The organism is Tsuneonella troitsensis, assembly GCF_001441535.1.
Lineage (GTDB): Bacteria > Pseudomonadota > Alphaproteobacteria > Sphingomonadales > Sphingomonadaceae > Tsuneonella > Tsuneonella troitsensis.
The window spans coordinates 225,650-248,092 of sequence record NZ_LMAU01000002.1; the positions used below are offsets into that span (position 1 = coordinate 225,650).

21 protein-coding genes are annotated in these 22,443 nt (G+C 64.5%); 10 read left to right on the forward strand and 11 right to left on the reverse strand.

Features of this window, described 5'->3' with window-relative positions; translation table 11 throughout:
* Nucleotides 1-28: 28 nt before the first annotated feature.
* From pstC to AR323_RS04735, 6 genes are all read left to right on the forward strand, one after another.
* Complete coding sequence (gene pstC / locus AR323_RS04710; RefSeq protein WP_057882808.1) at nucleotides 29-1,414, forward strand: phosphate ABC transporter permease subunit PstC; 1,386 nt, start codon at nucleotides 29-31, stop codon at nucleotides 1,412-1,414.
* A complete protein-coding gene (gene pstA, locus AR323_RS04715) occupies nucleotides 1,407-2,657 on the forward strand; it encodes a phosphate ABC transporter permease PstA (RefSeq protein ID WP_057882809.1) in 1,251 nt (416 codons plus the stop codon). Before pstC ends, pstA begins: the two co-directional genes overlap by 8 nt.
* On the forward strand, nucleotides 2,654-3,442 hold the full coding sequence (gene pstB, locus AR323_RS04720; RefSeq protein WP_057882810.1) for a phosphate ABC transporter ATP-binding protein PstB: 789 nt from the start codon (nucleotides 2,654-2,656) through the stop codon (nucleotides 3,440-3,442). Before pstA ends, pstB begins: the two co-directional genes overlap by 4 nt.
* The gene (gene phoU, locus AR323_RS04725; RefSeq protein WP_057882811.1) at nucleotides 3,439-4,110 is read left to right on the forward strand and encodes a phosphate signaling complex protein PhoU; all 672 of its coding nucleotides are present in this window, start codon (nucleotides 3,439-3,441) and stop codon (nucleotides 4,108-4,110) included. The genes pstB and phoU overlap by 4 nt, the downstream gene beginning before the upstream one ends.
* 64 nt (nucleotides 4,111-4,174) lie before the next feature.
* Nucleotides 4,175-4,861, forward strand: a complete 687-nt coding sequence (gene phoB, locus AR323_RS04730; RefSeq protein ID WP_057882812.1) for a phosphate regulon transcriptional regulator PhoB — start codon at nucleotides 4,175-4,177, stop codon at nucleotides 4,859-4,861.
* Nucleotides 4,862-4,913: 52 nt separating this feature from the next.
* Nucleotides 4,914-5,492, forward strand: coding sequence for a ferric reductase-like transmembrane domain-containing protein (locus AR323_RS04735; RefSeq protein WP_235510455.1), 579 nt, complete (start codon nucleotides 4,914-4,916; stop codon nucleotides 5,490-5,492).
* Here the strand turns inward: AR323_RS04735 and AR323_RS04740 are convergent.
* The 7 genes from AR323_RS04740 to AR323_RS04770 form a co-directional block, all read right to left on the reverse strand.
* Entirely contained in the window at nucleotides 5,482-5,997 is a 516-nt protein-coding gene (locus AR323_RS04740; RefSeq protein ID WP_057882813.1) for a helix-hairpin-helix domain-containing protein, read from the reverse strand. The genes AR323_RS04735 and AR323_RS04740 overlap by 11 nt on opposite strands.
* Before the next feature lie 83 nt (nucleotides 5,998-6,080).
* Nucleotides 6,081-6,821 carry an extensin-like domain-containing protein gene (locus tag AR323_RS04745; RefSeq protein WP_057882814.1) on the reverse strand — a complete coding sequence of 247 codons (741 nt, stop codon included), beginning with the start codon at nucleotides 6,819-6,821 and terminating at the stop codon, nucleotides 6,081-6,083.
* Entirely contained in the window at nucleotides 6,818-7,441 is a 624-nt protein-coding gene (locus tag AR323_RS04750; protein WP_057882815.1) for a LysE family translocator, read from the reverse strand. Before AR323_RS04750 ends, AR323_RS04745 begins: the two co-directional genes overlap by 4 nt.
* A gap of 38 nt (nucleotides 7,442-7,479) precedes the next feature.
* Nucleotides 7,480-7,896: a hypothetical protein gene (locus AR323_RS04755; RefSeq protein WP_057882816.1), complete on the reverse strand. Its 417-nt coding sequence runs from the start codon at nucleotides 7,894-7,896 to the stop codon at nucleotides 7,480-7,482.
* 89 nt (nucleotides 7,897-7,985) lie between these two features.
* A complete protein-coding gene (locus tag AR323_RS04760; protein ID WP_057882817.1) occupies nucleotides 7,986-11,543 on the reverse strand; it encodes an error-prone DNA polymerase in 3,558 nt (1,185 codons plus the stop codon).
* 1 nt (nucleotide 11,544) lies between these two features.
* Complete coding sequence (locus AR323_RS04765; RefSeq protein ID WP_057882818.1) at nucleotides 11,545-12,999, reverse strand: UdgX family uracil-DNA binding protein; 1,455 nt, start codon at nucleotides 12,997-12,999, stop codon at nucleotides 11,545-11,547.
* A complete protein-coding gene (locus AR323_RS04770; RefSeq protein ID WP_057882819.1) occupies nucleotides 12,996-14,240 on the reverse strand; it encodes a putative DNA modification/repair radical SAM protein in 1,245 nt (414 codons plus the stop codon). Before AR323_RS04770 ends, AR323_RS04765 begins: the two co-directional genes overlap by 4 nt.
* Before the next feature lie 121 nt (nucleotides 14,241-14,361).
* Between AR323_RS04770 and AR323_RS04775 the strand changes: the two genes are divergently transcribed.
* Nucleotides 14,362-14,868 carry a PilZ domain-containing protein gene (locus AR323_RS04775; protein WP_057882820.1) on the forward strand — a complete coding sequence of 169 codons (507 nt, stop codon included), beginning with the start codon at nucleotides 14,362-14,364 and terminating at the stop codon, nucleotides 14,866-14,868.
* Nucleotides 14,869-14,874: 6 nt separating this feature from the next.
* Here the strand turns inward: AR323_RS04775 and AR323_RS04780 are convergent, their stop codons facing one another.
* Both AR323_RS04780 and AR323_RS14925 read right to left on the reverse strand, forming a co-directional pair.
* The gene (locus tag AR323_RS04780; protein WP_235510456.1) at nucleotides 14,875-16,443 is read right to left on the reverse strand and encodes a Y-family DNA polymerase; all 1,569 of its coding nucleotides are present in this window, start codon (nucleotides 16,441-16,443) and stop codon (nucleotides 14,875-14,877) included.
* Nucleotides 16,376-17,161: a hypothetical protein gene (locus AR323_RS14925; RefSeq protein ID WP_200956678.1), complete on the reverse strand. Its 786-nt coding sequence runs from the start codon at nucleotides 17,159-17,161 to the stop codon at nucleotides 16,376-16,378. The genes AR323_RS04780 and AR323_RS14925 overlap by 68 nt, the downstream gene beginning before the upstream one ends.
* Nucleotides 17,162-17,249: 88 nt before the next feature.
* Here AR323_RS14925 and AR323_RS04790 point away from each other — a divergent pair, with 88 nt between their 5' ends.
* Entirely contained in the window at nucleotides 17,250-17,741 is a 492-nt protein-coding gene (locus tag AR323_RS04790) for a pyridoxamine 5'-phosphate oxidase family protein (protein ID WP_057883171.1), read from the forward strand.
* Nucleotides 17,742-17,814: 73 nt separating this feature from the next.
* On the opposite strand, the gene AR323_RS04795 is transcribed toward AR323_RS04790, so the two are convergent.
* Entirely contained in the window at nucleotides 17,815-19,398 is a 1,584-nt protein-coding gene (locus tag AR323_RS04795) for an amino acid permease (RefSeq protein WP_057882822.1), read from the reverse strand.
* Between the two features lie 136 nt (nucleotides 19,399-19,534).
* On the opposite strand from AR323_RS04795, the gene panB reads away from it, so the two are divergent.
* Together panB and AR323_RS04805 are read left to right on the forward strand one after the other, a co-directional pair.
* Nucleotides 19,535-20,404, forward strand: a complete 870-nt coding sequence (gene panB / locus AR323_RS04800) for a 3-methyl-2-oxobutanoate hydroxymethyltransferase (RefSeq protein ID WP_057882823.1) — start codon at nucleotides 19,535-19,537, stop codon at nucleotides 20,402-20,404.
* Nucleotides 20,405-20,437: 33 nt separating this feature from the next.
* Complete coding sequence (locus AR323_RS04805) at nucleotides 20,438-21,511, forward strand: DUF475 domain-containing protein (RefSeq protein WP_057882824.1); 1,074 nt, start codon at nucleotides 20,438-20,440, stop codon at nucleotides 21,509-21,511.
* On the opposite strand, the gene AR323_RS04810 is transcribed toward AR323_RS04805, so the two are convergent.
* Nucleotides 21,429-22,442, reverse strand: a complete 1,014-nt coding sequence (locus AR323_RS04810; protein WP_057882825.1) for a bile acid:sodium symporter family protein — start codon at nucleotides 22,440-22,442, stop codon at nucleotides 21,429-21,431. The two genes, AR323_RS04805 and AR323_RS04810, sit on opposite strands and share 83 nt — an antisense overlap.
* Nucleotide 22,443 lies beyond the last annotated feature (1 nt).

The following is a 22,443-nucleotide window of genomic DNA, read 5'->3' on the forward strand; positions in this document are numbered from 1 at the left end:
CAACCATCTGGGCTCACCTTTTTCCGGCATGTCATTTTCACTCCTTCTTCTCCTGACGATCGGCCTCGCGCTGGCCGGATGGCTTGCGGGCCGCGCGCGCGCGTGGAGCTTCCGCAAGACGGGCGAAGGCGTGCGGCTCGCCGCGCTACCGAATTATCATGGCTGGTACGTCGCACTGTGGATCGTGGGTCCGCTACTCGCATTCCTGGCCTTGTGGACGACGCTTGCGCCCAATCTCGTCCAGCAGTCCGTTCTGGCCGATCCGGCGGCCGCCGGACTTCCGGCGTTCGATTTCCAGCGCAACGCGATCCTCGCCCAGGCCCGCGCCGTGGCCACCGGCCTTGCGACCACGACCACCCATCCCGACGCCGCCGCTTTGGTCGAACCATATCGCGATGCGATTTCGCGCTATCGCCTGATCGGTATTCTCGCGACGCTGGCGATTGCCATCGGTGCGGGTGCATTCGCCTTCCTGCGCCTCAAGCCGCAGTTCGCCGCGCGCACCAAGGTTGAGCGGATCGTCCTGGCGGTGCTGCTGACCGCCTCGCTCGTCGCGATCCTGACGACGCTGGGCATCCTCGTCAGTCTTGTGTTCGAGACGATCCGCTTCTTCGGCATGATATCGCCGCTCGACTTTCTGTTCGGCACGACCTGGTCGCCAGACCCAATGACTGCGCCGACCTCGGCCGATCCGACCCGCTATGGCGCGATACCGCTGTTCTGGGGCACGATCTTCATCGGCGCGATCATCGCCATGGTGGTCGCGATTCCCCTGGGCCTGATGAGCGCGATCTACCTGACCCAGTACGCGCGCCCGTCGTGGCGCAAATGGCTCAAGCCCGCGCTCGAAATCCTCGCCGGCGTGCCAACGGTCGTTTACGGATACTTCGCCGCGCTTACGGTCGCACCCGCGATCCGCGACGCGGCTCTGGCGATCGGCATTTCGGGGGCAAGCTCCGAGAGCGCACTAGCCGCGGGTCTGGTGATGGGCGTGATGATCATCCCGTTCGTATCGTCGATGGCCGACGATTCGATCGCTGCGGTTCCGCAGGCCATGCGCGACGGCAGCCTGGCGATGGGCGCGACCAAGTCCGAGACGATCCGCCGCGTGCTGATCCCCGCCGCGCTTCCCGGCATCGTCGCAGGCGTGATGCTCGCGGTCAGCCGGGCGATCGGCGAGACGATGATCGTGGTGATGGCCGCATCGACCGCAGCCAACCTCAGCGCCAACCCGCTGGAATCGATGACCACGGTCACCGTCCAGATCGTGGCGATGCTGACCGGCGAAGGCAGTTTCGATCACCCCGCGACCCTCAGCGCATTCGCGCTCGGGTTCGTATTGTTCATGGTGACGCTCGCGCTCAACTTTATCGCCCTGCGCGTCGTCAAGCGGTTCCGCGAAGCCTATGAGTGAGTTTGCCGCCCCCACCCGCACGCCCGCGTTCGAGGCCCGGCTGAAGAAGCGCTACGCGTCCGAGCGGCGCTTCAAGGCGCTGGGTCTCGGAGCGATCCTCGTATCGATGTCGGTTCTCCTGTTCCTGTTGACGACGATGTTTATCAACGGGATCGGCGGGTTCCAGCGCGCAGAAGTGCGTGTCCCGGTCGATTTCACACAGGCCGGCCTGTCACTCGACCCTTCGCTCACCGACCCGGTCGCGATCCAGCAGAACCTGCAGGGGCAGGGTCTACCCGACGTGATCCAGTTCTTCGCCGCGAAGGAATTGGGCGAGGACGCCGCCGCCGAAGTATCGGGCGATGCCTGGCGCGAGGTCGCCTCGGCCATCGCGGAGGACCCCGGCCTGTTGCGCCGCACCGAGACGTTGCAGCTTCCCGCGAGTTCCAAGCTCGCGGCGGGTCTGGCCGGCGAAGGCTCACCCGAGTTGCGCGTGATGGCCGAACGGCTCGAAGGTGAAGGCAAGCTTGCCACCCGCCTCGATCTCGGTTTCCTCGAACGTTCGGATGCGACCGATCCGCAGGCCGTCGGCATCTGGGGCGCGCTCAAGGGCTCGATGCTGACGATGTTCGTCACGCTCCTGCTGGCGTTCCCGATCGGCGTGCTGGCCGCGCTTTACCTCGAGGAATACGCGCCCAAGAACCGCTGGACCGATCTGATCGAGGTTTCGATCAACAACCTTGCGGCGGTACCCTCGATCATCTTCGGCCTCCTCGGCCTTGCGGTGTTCCTGTGGATTTTCCCGAACATGCGTTCGGCGCCGCTGATCGGCGGCATGACGCTGGCGCTGATGACGATGCCGGTGATCGTCATCGCCGGTCGCAACGCGATCAAGGCGGTGCCGCCGAGCATCCGCGACGGCGCGCTGGCGATCGGCGCTTCGCCGGTCCAGGTCGTGTTCCACCACGTCCTGCCGCTGGCGCTGCCGGGCATCCTCACCGGAACGATCATCGGCATGGCGCGCGCACTCGGTGAAACGGCGCCTCTGCTGATGATCGGCATGCGGGCATTCGTCGCCACGCCGCCTTCGGGATTCACATCCCCGTCTACCGTGCTGCCGGTGCAGATTTTCCTGTGGTCGGACGAAATCGACCGCGGCTTCGTGGAACGCACCAGCGCGGCGATTATCGTGCTACTGTTGTTCCTGCTCGTGATGAACGGGCTCGCCATCTACCTGCGCAACAAATTCGAGAAGACCTGGTGACCGTAGTCCATCCCAACCTCGAAGTGACCGATGCCAAGATCCGCGCGCGCGACGTGTCGGTCTTCTACGGCGCGAAGAAAGCGATCGACGCAGTGTCGATCGACATTCCTTCGAAATACGTCACCGCCTTCATCGGCCCGTCGGGCTGCGGGAAGTCGACCTTCCTGCGCGCGCTCAACCGCATGAACGACACGATTCCATCAGCACGTGTTGAAGGAATCATCGAGCTGGACGGTGAGGATATCTACACTTCGGGCATGGACGTGGTCCAATTGCGCGCGCGGGTGGGCATGGTGTTCCAGAAGCCCAACCCCTTCCCCAAGACGATCTACGAGAACATCGCCTACGGCCCCCGCATCCATGGCCTGGCCGAAGGCAAGACAGAGCTCGACGCGATCGTCGAACGTTCGCTCAGGCGCGCGGGACTGTGGAACGAGGTCAAGGATCGCCTTACCGACAGCGGCACCGCGCTTTCCGGCGGCCAGCAGCAACGGCTGTGCATCGCCCGCGCGATCGCGGTCGACCCTGAGGTGATCCTGATGGACGAACCCTGTTCGGCGCTCGATCCCATCGCGACCGCGAAGATCGAGGAACTGATTGACGAGCTACGGGGCAATTATGCCATCGTAATCGTCACTCACTCGATGCAACAGGCCGCGCGCGTCAGTCAGCGCACGGCGTTCTTCCACTTGGGCAACGTTGTGGAATATGGTCGGACTTCGGACATATTCACCAATCCGCTGGAAGAGCGGACCAAGGACTACATCACCGGCAGATACGGATGAGCATGGAACACACCGTCAAGGCGTTCGACGAGGACATCACCCGGCTTCGCGGCCTGATCGCCCAGATGGGCGGCATGGCCGAGGTCGCGGTGCAGCGCGCGATGGACGCGCTGGTCAAGGGCGACGATACGCTCGCCGAGCAGGTAATCGCTGATGACAAGAAGCTCGACGCACTCGAATCCGAGGTGGACAAGCTGGCGGTGCGGATTATCGCTTTGCGCGCGCCGATGGCCGACGACCTGCGCGAAGTGATCGCGGCGCTCAAGATTGCCGGCGTGGTTGAGCGTATCGGCGATTATTCGAAAGCCATAGCCAAGGCCGGACGCAAGATCGAGGACCGCAAGAAGTTCGGCCCGCTGACGCTCGTTCCCGCCATGGGTGAGATCGCAGCTGAAATGGTCCACGACGCGATGACCGCCTACGCCGCGCGCGACGCGGTGCTCGCGCGCGAGGTGATCACGACCGACGAGAAGGTCGACAATTTCTACGAATCGATCTTCCGCAACCTCGTCAGCCACATGGTCGAAAATCCATCGACTATCAGTTCGGCCGCCCAGCTCCTGTTCGTTGCCCGCAACCTGGAACGCATCGGCGACCATGCGACCAACGTGGCGGAAATGGTCCATTATGCCGCAACAGGCGCCTATCCGGTGGACTCCGACTTTTGATCGCGATCCTTCCGACACGTTGGCGTCGTGAAGGTGTAACATTTCTGGTGTCGGGTCATCGTGGATGACAAGCGCCAAACTCCTCTTGGTCGAAGATGACCCTGCTCTCGCCGAGCTGCTCGAATATCGCTTCTCGAACGAGGGCTATTCGGTGCGCGCCACTCCCGACGGCGACGAGGCACTGCTCCTCGCCGCGGAAGATGCGCCCGATCTCATCATCCTCGACTGGATGATCGAGGGAACGAGCGGGATCGAGGTCTGCCGCCGCCTGCGCCGCGACAAGGCGACCGCGCACGTCCCGATCATCATGCTCACCGCGCGCGAGGGCGAGGACGACAAGATCCGCGGACTCGAAACCGGCGCCGACGATTATCTGACCAAGCCTTTCTCCCCCCGAGAGCTGCTCGCCCGCGTGGCGGCGGTTCTGCGACGCATCCGGCCGGCCCTTGCGGGCGAGAGCATCACGGTGGGCGACCTGTCGCTCGATCCGGTGGCCCACAGGGTTACGCGCCGCGGGCAGCCGCTCCACCTCGGACCGACCGAATACCGGCTGCTCAAGTTCCTGATGGAAAGTCCCGGCCGCGTGTTCAGCCGGGGACAGTTGCTGGACGGCGTCTGGGGCACCGAAAGCGAGATCGAACTGCGTACGGTGGACGTTCACATCCGCCGCCTGCGGCAGGCGATCGCGATCGAAGGCGCGAAGGATCCGGTGCGGACCGTTCGTAGCGCCGGGTACGCCCTCGAAGGCTGATTTCTACTCTACCGGGTTTTGACACACGGACGTCCTTCCGTCAGGTGGACCGGTGAAAGTCGCCCTTAAGACTCGTCCGCTGTTGTGGCTGGTGCTTGCTCTCCCCGGAGTATGGATCGCCTGGCGCTGGCTGGTCACGCCCGATCTCTACGGCTTCGGCCACGCGATCGGCGATACGGGTGACTGGGCAGCGTGGCTGCTGCTGCTCGCACTTGCAGCGACGCCGCTTCGACTCGTGTTCCGCAGGCAAGGCTGGACGACCTGGCTGCTGCGCCGCCGGCGCGACATCGGCGTGGCGAGCTTCGTCTATGCCACCGGGCACACCGCGATCTATCTATTCGACAAAGCTTCGCTCGCGACCGTTCTCGCCGAGGCTGCCGACGTCGCCATGCTGACGGGCTGGCTGGCCCTCGCGATCTTCATCCCGCTTGCCGTGACCTCGAACGACAAGGCGGTGCGGGCGCTCAAACGAAGCTGGAAGCGCCTGCACCGCCTGGTCTATCCGGCGGCGATCCTGACGGTCGTGCACTGGGTGCTCGCGGCATTCGATCCGACCACGGCCTATGTCTTTCTGGCCATTCTGGTCGTGCTCGAACTCGTCAGGATCGTCCTCCAGCGCGTCAGAGCGTGACGTAGGTCCGGAACCGCGCCACTTCGGCGGCATCCACGTACTTGCCGATCTCGCGGTCGAATTCGGCCATATTTTCGTAGGGACGATATTCGAGGAATTCGCCCACCATCTTGTCGGTCATGCCCGGGATCAGCTTGATATCGTCCTCGGTCGCCGTGTTCAGGTTCACTGGCACGAAAACTGCGGACCGCACGGTAGCAGCCTGATCCGCGGTCAGCGTTTCCAGCAGTCTGGTGTTGAACGCGCTTGCGCTTGCATAGGGACGACCGTCGACGATCGCGGTGGCGAGCTGAGGGGTCATCCCGGCAACGGCGGCGAGTTGCTCCGCAGTCGCGGAATTGGGGTCGAGAACCGTCGTGGCGGCAGCGGCGTCGGTGGCCGGGGCCGTGTCGTCGGCTGCTTCGGTCGCGCTCGTATCGGCGGTGGCTGCTTCGTCGGCGCCGCCGGAACATGCCGAAAGCGCGAGGGCGGATGTGGCGATTGCAGTGAGAAATATGGAACGCATGGGGTCACCTCTTATTGAGAAGGTCTCGCAATAGCTGAATTCTCGAAGGCTGCCAGATATTTCTCGATGAGCTTTCACCGCGATCAGCGGCAGACGCCGCCAAAGCCCCTTGCCGCCTGGTCGAGATGGAAGTGATCGCGGTGCGCGGCATTGTAATCCGGACTGAGAACGGTGCCGAAAGGTTTACACGCGCCATCGCGGATCTCTCGCAGGAAACGGGCCTCATCGCCCTCGCCATCCCAATCGCCCAGAACCGTTACGCGCCGACCATCCTCGAGCACGAACCCCGCGATATCGATTGCATTGCCCGTGGCATGTTCGCTCCATGGCGCATCGTCGCGATCGTACATTCTTCGGCACGAGAACGCGCCGTAGTGCTCGATCCGCGCAATCGGCGACTCAAGGATGGTCTCGGCTGCGGGCTCGACCGATCGTCGCAGCCACATCTCGAATGCCGCCGCGACCGCGCAGGTCGTCGGCGGGGTTGCGGGGCTCAGCGGTAAGCCATCGACTACGGTGCGATCGGGACGCGCGCACGATCCCTCTCCGGCAGGGGATAGAGCGGCGAACTCGACGTCGCTCCGCTCAAGTACGGCTCGGCATTCGGCAACGTCATCGCGAAGGGCCGCGATCTTTCGGTCGGTTGCCCAGCCCATCGGATCGCGCAAGTCGAGCGGCGCCCACGGATTGTGTTCGGGATGCGCATCGAGCCAGCCTTTCCCTGCGAGCACGACGGCGAAAGCAATCAGCAAGGCGAATGCAGCACGGTCGAACCGGGACAGGCGCGCGTCCCGCAGGCGCTTGAGAAATTGGGAAAACGTCATCGCATAGCCAAGTCTGTCAGTATGCCGATTGCGATGGCAATGAACAGCAGACCGATACCGATATCGAGTTTTCGGCGGGTCGCGGGGTCGCTCATCGCCGCTGAAAGTTTCCTGCCTGCGCCGATGTAGGCCGCGCCGACTGCGACGTCGATCACGAGCGATACCGCGGCCAGGAGGGTAAGTTGCGGGACGACGGGCAGCCGTGCATCCACGAAGGGCGGAAGCAGCGCGACGATGTAGATCAGCGACTTGGGATTACCGAGGGCGACGAGCACCCCATCGCGAAAGGCGTGCAGCGAGCCCTTGGCGGGAGCGTCAGCCGATGCGGTCTCGCCCGAATGGCGCATGGCCTGCGCGCCGAGCCAGGCGAGATAAAGCGCCCCTCCGATCGCCAATGCCTGGAACGCCTGCGGGAACATCTTTGCCAGCGTGCCGAGCCCGAACGCGGCGAGGAGCCACCAGCCTATGTAGCCGACCTGCATTCCCGTGAGCGCCGCATAGCCGCTCCGGCGGCCCCAACGCATCGTCTGGCTCATGACAAACAGCATCGATACGCCGGGAACCACGCTGGTCGCGGCGGTCATCAGGGCAAAGGCGGCAAGGCGTTCGGGGTCGACCACCGCCTCGCGCTAGGCGGCGGCGAGCGATTCGCAAACGTTCAGCGTGGAACGAGCGGTGCGGGTATGTCCCATCCCTTGGCCCTGCTCCATTCGAAGCTCAGCGGAACGACGCAGGAAGCACCGGCCAAGGTCACGCGTACGATGCCCCCCTCGCCGCGGTTCGGTCTGAAGGGGATGTAGTAATCGCGCCATTCGCCGGCCTGGTCGGCGCGGACCTCCCGCTCGATGGGCCGCATCTCGCCGTTCTCGATCGTGAGAACCGCACTTTCGCTCGGCGCGAATCCCGTGGCGGACATCACATAGAAACGGCCGTTGGTGCCGACCTCACCGGTGCAGGCTTCGGATTCGAAAGCGTCCACCCTTTCCCACCCGCGCGCGAGCACGATCGGATCGTAGGCTTGAGCCGCAGTTGCAGCGAGGGCGCTCAGAATTGAAACGGCGATGATCGGACGCATGGTAGGCAAAGTATCGCACTCGGCCGGCTTTCGCTCGGGGGAAATCGACCCCGATCCGGATCGGGACAAGTCGGGGGGTAAGAGCCCGTTCAGTGAAAGTCGCGGCTCGGTGGTAACGGCATAAGCTTGGGTACGATCCGCACGTCGCGCGGGTGGCCGCCCGTGAAACCGCATTCGCGGTTGCCCGGTCCCGGCGGCTCCCAAGGCTCGACAGGCTTGTGCGGGTTCTGTTCCCCGCTGAGCAGGTTGTCGCGCGGGTTCAGCTTGCTGGGTAGCGGATTGTTGCAGTGATCCGCCCGCGCGATTGGCGTCCTGATGAGATCGTCCGAAAGGCGGTGGAGCTCGTGCGTCGCGTCGGTCATGTGCTGTGCGATCACATGGATCACCTCGTCGTCGTATTCGACGCGGCCGCGCACCTCCATCAGCCGCGATCCCATCACAACCTTGCGCTGCTTTTCCTTGAGATCGGGCCAGACGACGAGGTTGATCACCCCCGTCTCGTCCTCCAGCGTGATGAAGCATACGCCCTTGGCGCTGCCAGGGCGCTGGCGGATCAGCACGACGCCCGCGACCTGGACCATGCTGCGGAACTTGCGCTCGCGCAGGTCGCTGGCACGCACGAAACCGCGTTCGGCCAGGGCCGGTCGTAGGAATGCCATCGGGTGCGCCTTCAGGCTGAGGCGAGTGGTCTGGTAATCGGCGACCACTTCCTCGGACAGCGGCATGCGCGGCAGCGCGGTGGGGACCGCCTCCCCTCCCTCGTCCCGCGCTTCGGCAAAGGCGAACAGAGGCAGGTCGGGCCCCGCGATCAGGCTGCGCGCATCCCATAGGGCCTGGCGCCGGGGCAGGTGCAAGGACTGGAAGGCGTCGGCGCTGGCGAGCCGCTCGATATGTGCGGGCGACAGCCCGGCCCGGTCGCGCAAAGCAGCGACGCTGTCGAACGGGCCGCGCTCGCTGCGCTCCGCAAGCAGGCGCGCGGCGACGTATTCGGGCAGCCCGTCGATTTGCCGCAGGCCGAGGCGCAGAGCGACCTGCCAATCGAGGCGGCCGCGGTCCCCTTCTGCCGGACCAGTTCCCGGTGCCATACTCTCCAGCGTGCAATCCCATTCGCTCGCGTTGACGTCGACCGGCAGTACCGTGACGCCATGCTCCACGGCGTCGCGCACGATCTGCGCCGGGGCGTAAAAGCCCATCGGCTGCGAATTGAGCAGCGCGCAGCCGAACGCGGCGGGGAAGTGGCACTTGAGCCAGCTCGACACATAGACAAGATGCGCAAAGCTGGCCGCGTGGCTCTCGGGAAAACCGTATTCGCCGAAGCCGCGGATCTGGTTGAAACAGCGCTGGGCGAACTCGCGATCGTACCCGCGCGCCACCATCCGCTCGACCATCATGTCCTGCAACTCGTCGACCATTCCGCGGCTCCGGAAGGTCGCCATCGCCTTCCTCAACCGGTTCGCCTCGAGCGACGAGAACTTCGCCGCGTCGAGCGCGATCTTCATCGCCTGTTCCTGGAAGATCGGCACACCCAACGTGCGCTCGAGGATGCTCGACAGTTCGTCGGGCGGGCCATGCTCCGGCGCGGGCGCAGGGATTACTACCTGCTCCGCCCCGCGGCGGCGCTTGAGGTAGGGATGCACCATATCGCCTTGGATCGGTCCCGGCCGCACGATGGCGACCTGGATCACGAGGTCGTAGAATTCGCGCGGTCGCAAGCGCGGCAGCATGTTCATCTGCGCCCGGCTCTCGACCTGGAATACGCCGAGCGAATCCCCCTTGCGGAGCATGGCGTAGGTTTCGGGGTCTTCGCGCGGGACGGTTGCCAGCGTCAGGCTCCGCCCGTGCGTGCTTTCGAGCAGGTCGAGGCACTTTCGGATGCAGGTGAGCATACCCAGCGCCAGCACGTCGACCTTCAGGATGCCGAGTGCTTCGATATCGTCCTTGTCCCATTCGATGAAGGTGCGATCGGGCATGGCCCCGTTACCGATCGGCACGGTCTCGGTAAGCGGCCTGTCGGTCAGGATGAAACCGCCTACGTGTTGCGACAAATGGCGCGGCATACCAATCATTTGCTCGGTCAGTTTGAGAACGCGCCGCAAATGAGGATCGGCAATGTCGAGACCGGTCTCCTCGACATGGCGTTCGCCGATCTCTTTGCCCCATCCGCCCCAGACGGTCCGCGCGAGCGCACTGGTCACGTCCTCGGACAAGCCCATCGCCTTGCCCACCTCGCGGATGGCCATCCGCGGACGGTAATGGATCACGGTGGCGCACAGGCCAGCGCGGTGGCGGCCATAGGTTCGATAGATGTGCTGGATCACCTCCTCACGCCGCTCATGCTCGAAATCGACGTCGATATCGGGCGGCTCCTTGCGTTCCTCCGAGATGAAGCGGTCGAACAATAGCGCGTGCTTGGCCGGATCGACCGAGGTGATGCCGAGACAATAGCAGACGGCCGAATTCGCCGCCGACCCGCGCCCCTGGCACAGGATGGGTGGCTCGACCCCTCGGGCGTAATCGACGATGTCCTTGATGGTCAGGAAATAACGCGCCAGATCGAGCTTGCCGATCAGCACCAGTTCGCGCTGGATCGTGGTGCGAACGGTATCTGGTAAACCGTTGGGATAGCGCCATTCCGCCCCCTTCCAGGTTTCGCCTTCGAGGAACGCCTGTGGCGTCATGCCGTCGGGATAAATCTCCTGCGGATACTCGTACTGCAACTCGTCGAGCGTGAACCGGCAGGCGTCTGCCACTTCGCGCGCCGCCGCGATGGCGTGAGGCCAGCGCGCGAACAACGCCGCCATCTCCGCAGGTCCCTTGAGATGACGCTCGGCATTGCCGAACAGCAGGTGACCCGCGGCATCGACCGTGGTCTTGTGCCGGATCGCCACCATCACGTCCTGCAACGGACGGCGCTCGGGCGCGTGATAGTGCACGTCGTTCGTTGCGAGCAGCGACAGGCCATGCTCGCGCGCCAGCGCATCGAGGTGGTCGATCCGGGCAATATCCTCGCCGGTGTGGAGATAACTCGCGGCGATATGACGCAGGGTGGGAAGACCGGACGTCAAATGATTGACAAGATAAGCGAAACTGCCTGTGACAAGCTCTTGCGCCTGCCCTCCGCCGAGTGCGACGACATTGCTGGCCCATGCCGGAACGGTGAATTGCGCCGCCAGATCGTGGGGCGGCAGCAGGATCAGTTGAACCCCTTCGGCATGAGCGGCGATCATGCCCAGGTCGATGTCGCACGCCCCTTTGGCCTGCCACTCTCCGTCCAGGGTCTGCATCCGGCCCGCGCTGATGAGCCGACACAGACGGCCATAGGCTGCGCGGTCCGTAGGATAGGCGAGGAAGGCCAAGCCTTCGACCGTTTCCAGACGACACCCAATAACCGGCTGCATCTTCAGGGTTTTTGCCTCGGTGTGCACGCGCACAACGCCGGCCATCGAGTTCACGTCCGCGATGCCCATGGCGTCATAGCCGAGCGCATGGGCTGTCAATACCAGGTCGACCGCATCCGACGCGCCGCGCAGGAAGCTGAAATTGCTGACGAGACCCAGTTCGACGAACGCCGCGCGCGGGGGCGCGGTTATGCTATCGGGATCGAGTTCGATTCGCCGTCGCGGAATGAGGAGGTCGTTCTCGGGCACCTCACGCGCTCAGTTCCGCGAGCCGTTCCTTCACCGCGGCAAGATCGGCATCGAACAGCCGGCACTGTTCCTCCTGCGCTGCGCCATCGAGCCGGAGCAGGTACGAAGGGTGCGCGGTAACCCACAGTTCGCTGCCGTCGTCGAGCGGGATAGGCGTGCCGCGCGCCTTCGATATGCTCACCGTACGGCCCAGCATCCCGCGCGCCGCGCTGGCGCCCATGGCGAGGACCAGCTTCGGCCGCACGATCGCCCGCTCGCTCTCCACCCACCAGCGGCAAGTGTCGATCTCCTTGGCGGTCGGCGATTGGTGCAGGCGCCGCTTGCCGCGCTGCACGAACTTGAAGTGTTTGACCGCGTTGGTGACATAGGCGCTGCGCCGGTCGATCCCGGCTTGCTCGAGGTGCCGGTCGAGCAGTTGTCCGGCGGGACCGACGAAAGGCCGGCCGGCAAGGTCTTCCTGGTCGCCCGGCTGCTCGCCCACGATCATGAGTCCGGAAAAACCCTGGGCGGCGTTCTGCGGTCCCTCCCCCATAACCGCGTGGTTGTCGAGCAGGCCGATGGGGCATTTGCGGCAACCGTGGATCGCCTTGTCGATCTCCGCGAACGTTTCAGGGCGCTCGTCGAATTCCAAGCTTCCGGCCGCGACCATCGCCGCCTCCCGCGATTGCGCTTCGGCGACAAGCTCGGGAATGAGCGCGGCCTCGGGCATATTTTTCCAGTATTTGCGGGGCATTTCCTTGAGCATGGCCCCGATCTTCAAACGCGCGGGATTGAAGATCGACGCATAGTACTTGCGCCACAAATCTTCGGTCGGATCGCCCTGTGGCGCATCGCCGCGCTGCGCGGGCGGGCCTTCTTCCAGCACCGATCCGTCCCAATGGAGCGAGCCCCTGGGCGTAAGGATCGACCATCTCATGTTGGCGAAACGCCGCACGAAGAAGCCGGCGTTGGCGCGCAGGATGTGATGCTCGGGCTCGAACCACGCGACATAGTGCTCGCCCGCCTCCTCGCCTTCGCCTTCCACGAGCCGGAAGCGGACGAACGCGCGCATCTTGTGAATGTCGCGGCGAACCGTGCGGGCCAGTTCGTCGATCTTGCGGACTTCCGGATCGGCCCCGTCTTCCAGCAGGCGCGGTTTCGCCTGCAGCCGCCAGAGCAGGCGATAGAGCAGCGCGAACCGTTCGGGGTCCGAATGGCAGATCGCCGACTTGGCGAGCTGCACGAAGGCCTTGCTGGCCCGCACCGGCGAAGCGTCGGTGGGCGGCACCGGTAAACGGCGGTCCCCGTGACTGAACAGGCTACCCGACCCGCCCGGCTCGACCCACGCGATCCGATCGGGCGGGACATCGCACTGAACGAGGCCGCGCGCGCGTTCGCGCCAGAAATCGAAATCGTCCGCCTCGGGCAAGGCCACGACGTAGTACGTGCCCAGCTTGACGTGTTGCAGCGCGGTCATGCGGCAAACAATTCCAGTTGCTCGGTCTTCGGCGCCAGCAAGGCGCGCAGGTCGGCGCGGTCGGTGAGGAGAACCGGGCGCCAGTCCGCCGTGATTATGAACGGACGCACCTTGGCGATCGATACGGTCAGCTTGGCAACGTCGTCGAGCCGCATCGTGCGGTGACGACGACTTGCCAGGATGCGGTTCACCGCGCGCACGCCAAGCCCCGGCACGCGCAGAAGTTGCTCCTTGCTCGCCCGGTTCACGTCGACTGGAAACCGCTCGCGAAACTTCAGCGCCCAGGCGAGCTTGGGATCGATATCGAGCGGCAGGTTGCCGTCTGCCTCGGTCGCCTGCATCACTTCGGAGGGCTGATACCCGTAGAAGCGCATCAGCCAGTCGGACTGATAGAGACGGTGCTCGCGGATCAGCGGCGGGCGCTTGAGCGGAAGCACAGCGCTTGCATCGGGGATCGGGCTGAATGCGCTGTAATAGACACGGCGTAGGCGGAAGTTGTCGTACAGCCGGCTTGCCTTACCCACGATATCGGCATCGGTCGCCGCGTCCGCCCCCACGATCATCTGGGTGGATTGACCCGCGGGCGCAAAGCGCGGGGCGTGCTTGAAGCGCCGCTTGTTGTCCTTCGCCTCGACGATGTCGCTCTTGAGCTTGCCCATCGCCCCTTCGATCTGCCGCGCGCTCTTGTCGGGGGCGAGACGCACGAGGCCCGCATCGGTCGGCAGTTCCACGTTGATCGAGACACGGTCCGCATAGAGGCCGGCCTGATGAACCAGTTCGGGATCGGCCTCCGGAATGGTCTTCAGGTGGATGTAGCCGCGAAAGTCGTGCTCCTCGCGCAGCATCCGCGCAACCTCCACCAGTTGTTCCATCGTATGGTTGGACGATTTCACGATGCCCGAGGACAGGAACAGGCCTTCGATGTAATTACGGCGGTAGAAGCTGAGCGTCAGGTCGACCACTTCCTGTGGGCTGAACCGCGCACGGCGGACGTTCGAGCTCTTGCGATTGACGCAGTAATGGCAGTCGAACACGCAGTGATTGGTCAGCAGTATCTTGAGCAGCGAGATGCAGCGTCCGTCGGGTGCATAGGCATGGCAGATGCCCATCCCCTCGGTCGACCCGATGCCCTTGCCTCCACTGGAATTGCGCTTCGTGGTGCCGGAGGATGCGCACGAGGCGTCGTACTTCGCCGCGTCGGCAAGGATTTCCAGCTTCTCGATGATAGTTTGCGGACCCATTTGTTCCTTATATGTTCCAATGACGAATTCGCAATAGACGAATGTTGCTCGGGTTGGCAAACCGGCCGTTCACCAATTTCCGACAGGCGATGTTCAGCGTTCCGGTCAACTATGACCGGCAATGGAACCCCAACCCAGCTTCGAACCGGAGACGTTGGCAGAACGCCGCGCGTCGCGCCGCGTGCGGGTAACCTGCGACGCCGCTTTGCTCACCATGACGACGCAGACGTCCGGCAGTCTCGTGGACATTTCCGAAGCGGGTGCGCGCTTCGAAGCGGCCGACCCGCCCGGTTCGGGAGCCACCGCTTTGCTGCGCTGGAACAATCGCGAGGCCGTATGCACGATCGTCTGGTCTGAGGGAGAAGCCTGCGGGCTGTCGTTCGCCAAGCCCTTGCCTGCCGAGGTAGTGGCGGAAACGGCTGCGCTGGACCGTGTGCTGGAACTGCCGATCGCCAGCGTCGGGAATATCACCCAAGGTCGCAAGCGATCGCTCTCGTTTCTCAAGACGGCGCCGGCGGAACCTGTACTATCCGGCGATTCGGTGGAGGCACCCGCACCGGGAATCGGCGGCGCCTCGCTGGCCGAAGTACTCGCCCATTATCGGCGCACGGGATCCTGGGAGCGGTAGCGGCGCTCAGGCACACAGGCCCTGCAGAAACCAGTCGGGCATACCGCCGCGCCCGTCCCCAATAATGCCCAGGCGGTAGATCCAGTACCGGCGACCGTCGCCATCCTCGATCCGGTAGTAATCGCGCAGCCGTGCGGTCCCCTTCTCGCGCCACCATTCGGGAGCGATCCGTTCGGGACCCTCTACACGGACGACCTCGTGCACGTTCCCGCGCCAACGGAAGCGCTGGGGATAGCCGTCGGGGGTGGCATAGAGCACCGCGATCTTCTCCGCCCGGTCGAGCAGCTTGAGCGGCCGCGCGTGAAAAGCGAGTTCTCCCTGGCTGGGCGGTTCGGGCACGAGAGGGCGCTGCCAGCGCTGGGCGCGCTCGGGGATATGGCTGGCATGAAGCACCGGCTTGCGGACGGCATCGGGTCCGAGGCGAACAGTAAGACGGTCGATGCAGGCGGCCAGAGACGTGCCGTGTTCTTCCGCTGCGGATTCGATATCGGCCTGCGCGAGGGCCAGCGGCTCGGCCCAGCTCGCCCGCAGGCGCACGCACTCGATCCCGAACCCGGCATCGATATCGTCGAGCTTGGCACCGAACAGCCGCGCGATATGGCCGGCCTCTCGTGTGGCGGCGGCAAGTTCGAGCCGTCGGATGATGACTTCGCCGTCGACGCGCCACATCCCCAGATCGAGCCGGCGAGCCCCCTGCCCCAGCCCCTCGAGTTCGCGCGCCATGTCTGCGGCAAGATCGACAAGAACCTGGTCGAGCAGATCGCGGTGGCGAATGGGCTCCATAAGTCGCCGCTGCACCAGCGGCATTTCCTGCGGGATTACCGGCAGCAGCGGCTCGGGCACCTGCCCCAGCAACTGGTCGAGCCGGACGAGCGGATTCGCCCCGGGCGACTTGCGATTGCGGAACCGTCGATGCAGCGCATCGCGGCCCGCGCTTTCCTCGAACCGATCGGTCAGATCGCCGATCCGCTTGAGGCCGAGGCGGCGCAGGACCGAAAGGACGTCTTGGTCGAGGCGCAGGGCGGCGACCGGCAAATCCGCCAGACGCGAGGCGATATCGTCTTGCCGCCACAGGATGGCGGCGTCCGGCCCGTAATGCGCCATGGCCCAGGCTGCCCCGGCGGTAGGCGCGATAGCCATGCGCGCCGCAAGACCCCGCGCGGCGAATTTCGCCTTCGCATCGGCCAGCAGCTTTTCCTCTCCTCCGAACAGGTGGGCGACCGCGGTCACATCGACCAGCACGCCGTCGGGCGCGTCCATCGCGCTCCACGGGCCCCAGCGAAGCGCCCAGAGGGCCAGCTTCTCGAGGAAATCGTGATCGCCCGCCGGGTCGCTGGGCGAGACCTTGAGCGAAGGGCATAGCGCGCGCGCGTCGGCGAGCATCATGCCGCTGCGCGCGCCGGCAGCGAGGCCTGCGGGGTTGGCGGCTTCGATGCGCGGCCCGTGCGCGGTCTCGATGATCAGCGCGGTCGGTTCGGCGTCGGCGCCCTCCCCCGGCGCAAGCCCGCTAGCCAGCCGCCAGCGATCGATCGCCAGCCGCGAAAGCCAGACCGAGAGGATGCGGCGATGCGCCACCGGCCCAATCGTCGTTCGAGAAGGGGGCGGCGACGAGTTCGTGCCCGTCATTGTACAAAGTCCATGTGCCGGGAGGGTGCATGCGGGAACGGAACAGGTCCGCCCTCCATGAAGGGATGCCGGGCGCCCGGTCGTTCCAGCTGGGGTGAGGCGAAGGAGCGGAGCGCACATCCCACCGCATCCGGGCCGACGACAGGTCGTGCCGTGCATCGAGCCGCACCAGCCAAAGCGGGACGCCATGCTTTTCGGCGGTGAGCGTCAGTCTTCGCGAGGCCGTGAAATCGAGCGCACGCGGATTGCCTGCCAGCTCCCCGATCACCGCCGCCACATCGCGGCAGCGCAATCCTTCTTCCAGCGCGAACAGCACATCCTCGCAATTGTCGCACAGCACGTGGACGATGCGGTGACGGAATGCCTTGGGCAATCCGGGGCGATAGGGGCGGCCGCCCAGTCGCAACGCCTGCCGGTCCTGGACCCACAGCAGAGCGCGCAAGTCATCGGCCTCGACTGAATTTTCGCGCTCCTTTCCGCTCAACGCGTCGGCGATAAGGGCTAGTGCAGCCCCCGCCCCGCTCGCCTCGCCAGAGGGCGCGAACACCTCGCTATGGTGCGCTCCTGCCAGCCCCGGCCGCCAGCGCGGTGTGTGGGTGGACAGGCAGGCAAGCCCGGAGGCCGGCAGGAACGCGTTCGGCAAGGTCATGGCAAGAGGACGACTCATTCGTTCTCTTTATGTTCCGTTGCTCGGCGATTCGCAACGCCGGAACCAAGTGCTCCCCAACTCCGTTCGAAACCCGAAGGAGATTATCATGCATCACAGTAAACCCGCCGCCGATCCCGAGGCCCTGAAGAAGGACTTCTGGAAGGCCCTGGCCGACTCGCCATTCCTGTTCCTCCAACGCACCGGTGAAAGCGAAACCGCCGTTCCGATGAGCCCGCAGCTCGACAAGGACGCCAACAGCGAGATCTGGTTCTTCACTCACAAGAAGAGCGCGTTCGCCCAGCTCGGCCCCGTCACCGCGACGTTCGCGGGCAAGGGGCATGACATGTTCGCCCGGTTCAACGGCACCCTCGCCGTCGAGACCAGCCAGGAGCGCTTCGACCAGTTCTGGAATAACTTCGTCGAGGCCTGGTACGACGAAGGCAAGAACGATCCCGACCTGTTGTTCCTGCGCATGGACCTGGGAACTGCCGAAATCTGGAACGGCGACATCGGCCTGATCAACACCGCCAAGATGGCGCTGGGCATGTACGTCGAACCTGCCGCTGAAAAGCAGCACGTGAAGGAAACCGCGCTCTAACTGCCGGGCGCCCATCCAAACGAAAGGGCCGCCCCTCGAAAGAGGAGCGGCCCTTTTCTAATGCCGAAAGCCCCTAGCGGTGGCTGTCGGGCGTATCGATCGGGAAGTCGTGCTCCTGGCCGCCGATGTCGTCGACCACTTCCACGATCCCGCGACCGAGATGGCTGTTGCGCCGGCTATAGGCGAAATAGACCACCAGCCCGATCGCGGTCCAGACCGGCAGCACGAGCATCGCCGCGCTGGGCAGGTTGAGGAACAGGAACAGGCATCCCAGGATCGTGAGCGGACCGATGATGATGAGGCCCGGAACCCGGAACGTCCGCTTGCGCGTCGGGTCGGTCCGGCGCAGCACCATGACCGCAACCGCCACCATCAGGAACGCGTAGAGCGTGCCCGCATTGGCGATATCGGCCAGCTGTCCGACCGGGAAGAAAGCCGCGGCAATCGCCACGATCACGCCGGTGATGGCGGTCACGACGTACGGCGTCCGCCACTTCGGGTGCACCTTCGAAAGCCCCTCGGGCAGCAGCCCATCGCGGCTCATAACGAAGAAGATGCGGGTCTGTGCGAACAGCAGCACCAGGATCACCGAAGGCAACGCGAGGATCGCTGCATAACCCAGCATGTTGCCGATCGCGCCGAAACCGATCTGCCGCAGCACGTGAGCCAGCGCCTCGTTGGAGCAGACCAGCGCATCGGCATAGAGCGGCAGGGCGCACTGGCGAGCGAGCTCTTCAGATCCGGCCGGGAAAGGGACGCCGTTGGGTCCCATGATCGGCTGCCCGCCGATCGTCCCGATCGCGCCGGCGGCGACGAGGATGTAGAACACGGTGCAGAACAGCAACGAACCGACCAGGCCGATCGGCACGTTGCGCTGCGGGTTCTTGGTTTCCTCGGCAGCGGTCGAGACCGCGTCGAACCCGACGTAGGCGAAGAAGATCGTCGCAGCCGCACCGACCGCGCCGACGCCGCTACCCCAGCCGCCGAAGACGCCAGCGGGCAGGAAGGGATTGAACTTCGCCGCATCGAACTCGGAGCTCGTGAGCGTCAGCCCGATGAACGCTGTAAGCGCAGTCACCTTGATCAACACGAGAACGGCGTTGACCTTGGCGCTTTCGCTGGTGCCGATCATCAGGAGCCAGGTCACCAGAAGCGCGATGACGAGGGCCGGCAGATTGATCAGTCCACCCGGAGCGCCGCCCAAGGCCAGCGGTCCGGCAGTCAGCCAGGCAGGTAACGATATCCCGAACGTATCGCCTAGGATCGTGCCGCTAAAATACCCCGACCAGCCGACCGACACAGCGGATGCCGCGATCGCGTATTCGAGGATGAGCGCCCAGCCGACGGTCCAGGCGAGGAATTCGCCCATCGTCGCGTAGCTGTAGGTGTAAGCCGATCCCGCGACGGGGATCATCGAAGCGATTTCGGAATAGCACAACGCAGCCACTATGCAGACCGCGCCGGCAATGACGAATGCGAGCATTAGGCCGGGGCCGGCCTTCTGTGCGCCTGCGGCGGTCAGCACGAAAATGCCGGTGCCGATGATGCAGCCGATGCCGAACAGCATGAGCTGAAATGCACCGAGCGACCGGTGCAACGATTTCTTTTCCGCCGTCGCCAAAATGGCATCGAGCGGCTTGATACGGTCGAGAAACATGGACCCGTAATCCCTCACTGGACGGCCGTTGCGGCTCGCCTCCCTCAATGGTGCGCGAAGCTAGCGCCGCGCCGCGTCATGGCAAGATGTAATGTCCGGGCTTTCCCCGCTTCCGTGGCGACGCTAGAGCGAGCCCATGTCCACGACCTTCCAACTCGACACGTCGACCAGCCGGGCCCACCCCACCCCGCAGCCGATGCGGCGACTGACGATCCCGGCGATCCGTCGCCGGAAGGTCGATGGCGTCACGCAGGAACCGATCGTGATGCTGACGGCCTATACGGCCCGGCAGGCACAGCTCCTCGACGCGCACTGCGACCTGCTGCTGGTCGGGGATTCGCTGGGTCAGGTGATCTACGGGCTCGATTCGAGTGTGCCCGTCACCCTCGACATGATGATCGCCCATGGCGCCGCGGTCGTGCGCGGCAGCTACCATGCGGCCGTCCTGGTCGACCTGCCTTTCGGCACCTACGAAGCTTCGCCGGAGGCCGCGTTCGCCACGGCGTCGCGCGTGCTCAAGGAAACGGGCTGCGCGGGCGTCAAGCTCGAGGGCGGCGCGGCGATGGCGGAAACCGTGGCGTTCCTGACCGCACGAGGAATCCCGGTGATGGGGCACGTCGGCCTCACACCCCAGGCGGTCAATGTGCTCGGCGGATACAACGCCCGCGGCCGCAGCGACGCCGAAGCGGACAAGATCGTAGGGGACGCACAAGCGCTCGATCAGGCGGGAGCCTTCGCGATAGTCGTCGAAGGCGTGGTCGAACCCATCGCCGTAGCGGCGACCAAGGCGGTTTCCTGCCCCACGATCGGAATCGGCGGTTCGGTCGAATGCGATGGTCAGGTACTCGTGACCGAAGACATGCTGGGCATGTTCGAGCGGGTGCCGCGCTTCGTGAAGCGCTACGAAGACCTCGCCACCACTATTTCGAAGGCCGTGGAAACCTACGCGGGCGAAGTGCGTTCGCGAACTTTCCCTACTGCCGACCAGACATACCAACCCAAATAAGCCTACCGGCACCACTCTTTCACCGGACACTCCATGGACACGCTCAAGCGCTTTTACGGCTTCTCGCTGATCTTCACGCTCATCTGCCTCGGTCTGGGCGTATGGTACGGATACGAAAGCACCGGCACATTGGCCGGGACGGCTGCGATGCTGTGGATCATCGTGGTGCTGTCGATCCTCGAGATTTCGCTCAGTTTCGACAACGCCGTAGTCAACGCCTCTGTCCTCAAGGACATGGACCGGGTGTGGCAGAAGCGCTTTCTGACGTGGGGCATCGCGTTTGCCGTGTTCGGCATGCGGATCGTGTTCCCGCTGGCCATCGTCGCAATCGCCGCCGGGATCGGTCCGATGGAGACCATCCGGCTTTCGCTCAACGATCCGCTCGAATACGAACGGCTCGTGTCGAGCGCGCACGTGGGAATTGCCGGTTTCGGCGGCGCCTTCCTCGCAATGGTCGGCCTGAAGTTCTTTTTCGACGGCGAAAAGGATGTGCACTGGATCGCGTCGGTCGAGCGCTTCCTTGGCCGCTTTGCCGCACTCCCTGCGGCCGAAATCGGTCTGTTGCTCCTGGCGATCTGGGGCATCTCGATGCTGCTTCCCGATGCCGAGGCACTGACCTTCGTCGTGTCCGGCGTCCTCGGTCTGGTCACCTTCATCGCGGTCGAGGGCGTCAGCACGATGCTGGAACTGCACGAGGAGAAGAAGCGTCTGGCCGGGGCGATGGTCCGCAGCGGCCTGGGCGGTTTCCTCTATCTCAATATCCTCGATGCCAGCTTCAGCTTCGACGGCGTGATCGGCGCGTTCGCCCTGTCGAACAACATGATCGTGATTGCGCTGGGCCTGTCGATCGGCGCGATGTTCGTCCGTTCGATGACGATCCACCTCGTCGAGAAGGGAACGCTCGCACAGTATCGCTACCTCGAACACGGCGCTTTCTGGGCGATCATCGTGCTCGGCGCGATCATGCTGCTGTCGGCCCGCTGGCACATTCCAGAGACGATTACGGGCCTGCTGGGTGCTGTCCTTATCGGTCTCTCGCTGTGGTGGTCGGTTCGCTACAAGCGGCGGCATCCGGAACCGGTCGAAGAGGCCGTGCGAGGCGACTAGCCAGCGGTGCGCTGATCACCAGCTGTAGCAAGTGGTAGACCAGTAGCGGCAGCAGAACCATTCCCGCGACTTGCGGCGGGAAAAGGACTGCTGCCAATGGCGCACCCATCGCGACGCTCTTGTGCGCCCCGGCAAACAAGAAGGCGATCCGGTCGCCCCTGTCGAGTCTGAGTTGGCCGCCTACGGTCCACGCACCGATAAAGGCGAAGGCCAGCATCACCCACGTCGCCGCAAGCAGGATGGCCCATTCGGATATTCCGATCATGGTCCACAACCCCTGCTCGACAGCCCCGGAAAACGCGACGTAGACCGCGATCGCGATAGAAATCCGGTCCATCCAGGCGATGAGGTCCTTTCGTTCGCGGACCCAGTGCGACAGTCGTCCCTGGAGCAGCTGTCCGATCGCAAACGGCAAAATAAGGATGGCGAAAACCTTGGTTAGTCCATCCACTCCCATCTCGACCGCGCCGCTCCCTGCCAATGCGGCGAACATCGGCGCGCAAATGAACACTCCGGCGATGTTGGTGAGCGCGGCCGCGACGATCGAACTCGAAACCTTCCCGCCTGCGAGAGACGAGTAGGCAGTCGCCGATTGGACCGTAGAAGGCATCACACCGAGGTAAAGGAAGCCGAGGGCGACGAGAGGTGGAAGCGATCCGACAAGGACGATCGCGAGCCCCTTCCCCGCAAAAGCCATCGCGCCGAAACACCATATCAGCACCGGGATGAGAAAGCGCCAGTGTCGCATTCCCTGCAGCACCTCGTCACGCGGCAAGCGTAAGCCATTGAGGAAGAACAGCACGAAGATCGCACCGTTGGAAATCCATTGGGCGATCTCGCGCGCGTTGCCGGCAGCGGGGAGGAAGCTCGCAAGCAGGATCGCCAGCACGAGGAGGCGTACCATCAGGTCGATCTTGGCGAACCACCGCATC

Bases quoted from the DNA above. Each gene is read 5' to 3' on its own strand.
- AR323_RS04810 (WP_057882825.1), bottom strand. From the start codon at position 22,442: ATGCGGTGGTTCGCCAAGATCGACCTGATGGTACGCCTCCTCGTGCTG.
- AR323_RS04795 (WP_057882822.1), bottom strand. From the start codon at position 19,398: ATGTTTCTCGACCGTATCAAGCCGCTCGATGCCATTTTGGCGACGGCG.
- AR323_RS04775 (WP_057882820.1), top strand. From the start codon at position 14,362: ATGGAACCCCAACCCAGCTTCGAACCGGAGACGTTGGCAGAACGCCGC.
- AR323_RS04765 (WP_057882818.1), bottom strand. From the start codon at position 12,999: ATGACCGCGCTGCAACACGTCAAGCTGGGCACGTACTACGTCGTGGCC.
- phoB (WP_057882812.1), top strand. From the start codon at position 4,175: ATGACAAGCGCCAAACTCCTCTTGGTCGAAGATGACCCTGCTCTCGCC.
- AR323_RS04770 (WP_057882819.1), bottom strand. From the start codon at position 14,240: ATGGGTCCGCAAACTATCATCGAGAAGCTGGAAATCCTTGCCGACGCG.
- AR323_RS04805 (WP_057882824.1), top strand. From the start codon at position 20,438: ATGGACACGCTCAAGCGCTTTTACGGCTTCTCGCTGATCTTCACGCTC.
- phoU (WP_057882811.1), top strand. From the start codon at position 3,439: ATGAGCATGGAACACACCGTCAAGGCGTTCGACGAGGACATCACCCGG.
- pstC (WP_057882808.1), top strand. From the start codon at position 29: ATGTCATTTTCACTCCTTCTTCTCCTGACGATCGGCCTCGCGCTGGCC.
- AR323_RS04790 (WP_057883171.1), top strand. From the start codon at position 17,250: ATGCATCACAGTAAACCCGCCGCCGATCCCGAGGCCCTGAAGAAGGAC.
- AR323_RS04745 (WP_057882814.1), bottom strand. From the start codon at position 6,821: ATGACGTTTTCCCAATTTCTCAAGCGCCTGCGGGACGCGCGCCTGTCC.
- AR323_RS04740 (WP_057882813.1), bottom strand. From the start codon at position 5,997: ATGCGTTCCATATTTCTCACTGCAATCGCCACATCCGCCCTCGCGCTT.
- AR323_RS04755 (WP_057882816.1), bottom strand. From the start codon at position 7,896: ATGCGTCCGATCATCGCCGTTTCAATTCTGAGCGCCCTCGCTGCAACT.
- pstA (WP_057882809.1), top strand. From the start codon at position 1,407: ATGAGTGAGTTTGCCGCCCCCACCCGCACGCCCGCGTTCGAGGCCCGG.
- AR323_RS14925 (WP_200956678.1), bottom strand. From the start codon at position 17,161: ATGAGTCGTCCTCTTGCCATGACCTTGCCGAACGCGTTCCTGCCGGCC.
- panB (WP_057882823.1), top strand. From the start codon at position 19,535: ATGTCCACGACCTTCCAACTCGACACGTCGACCAGCCGGGCCCACCCC.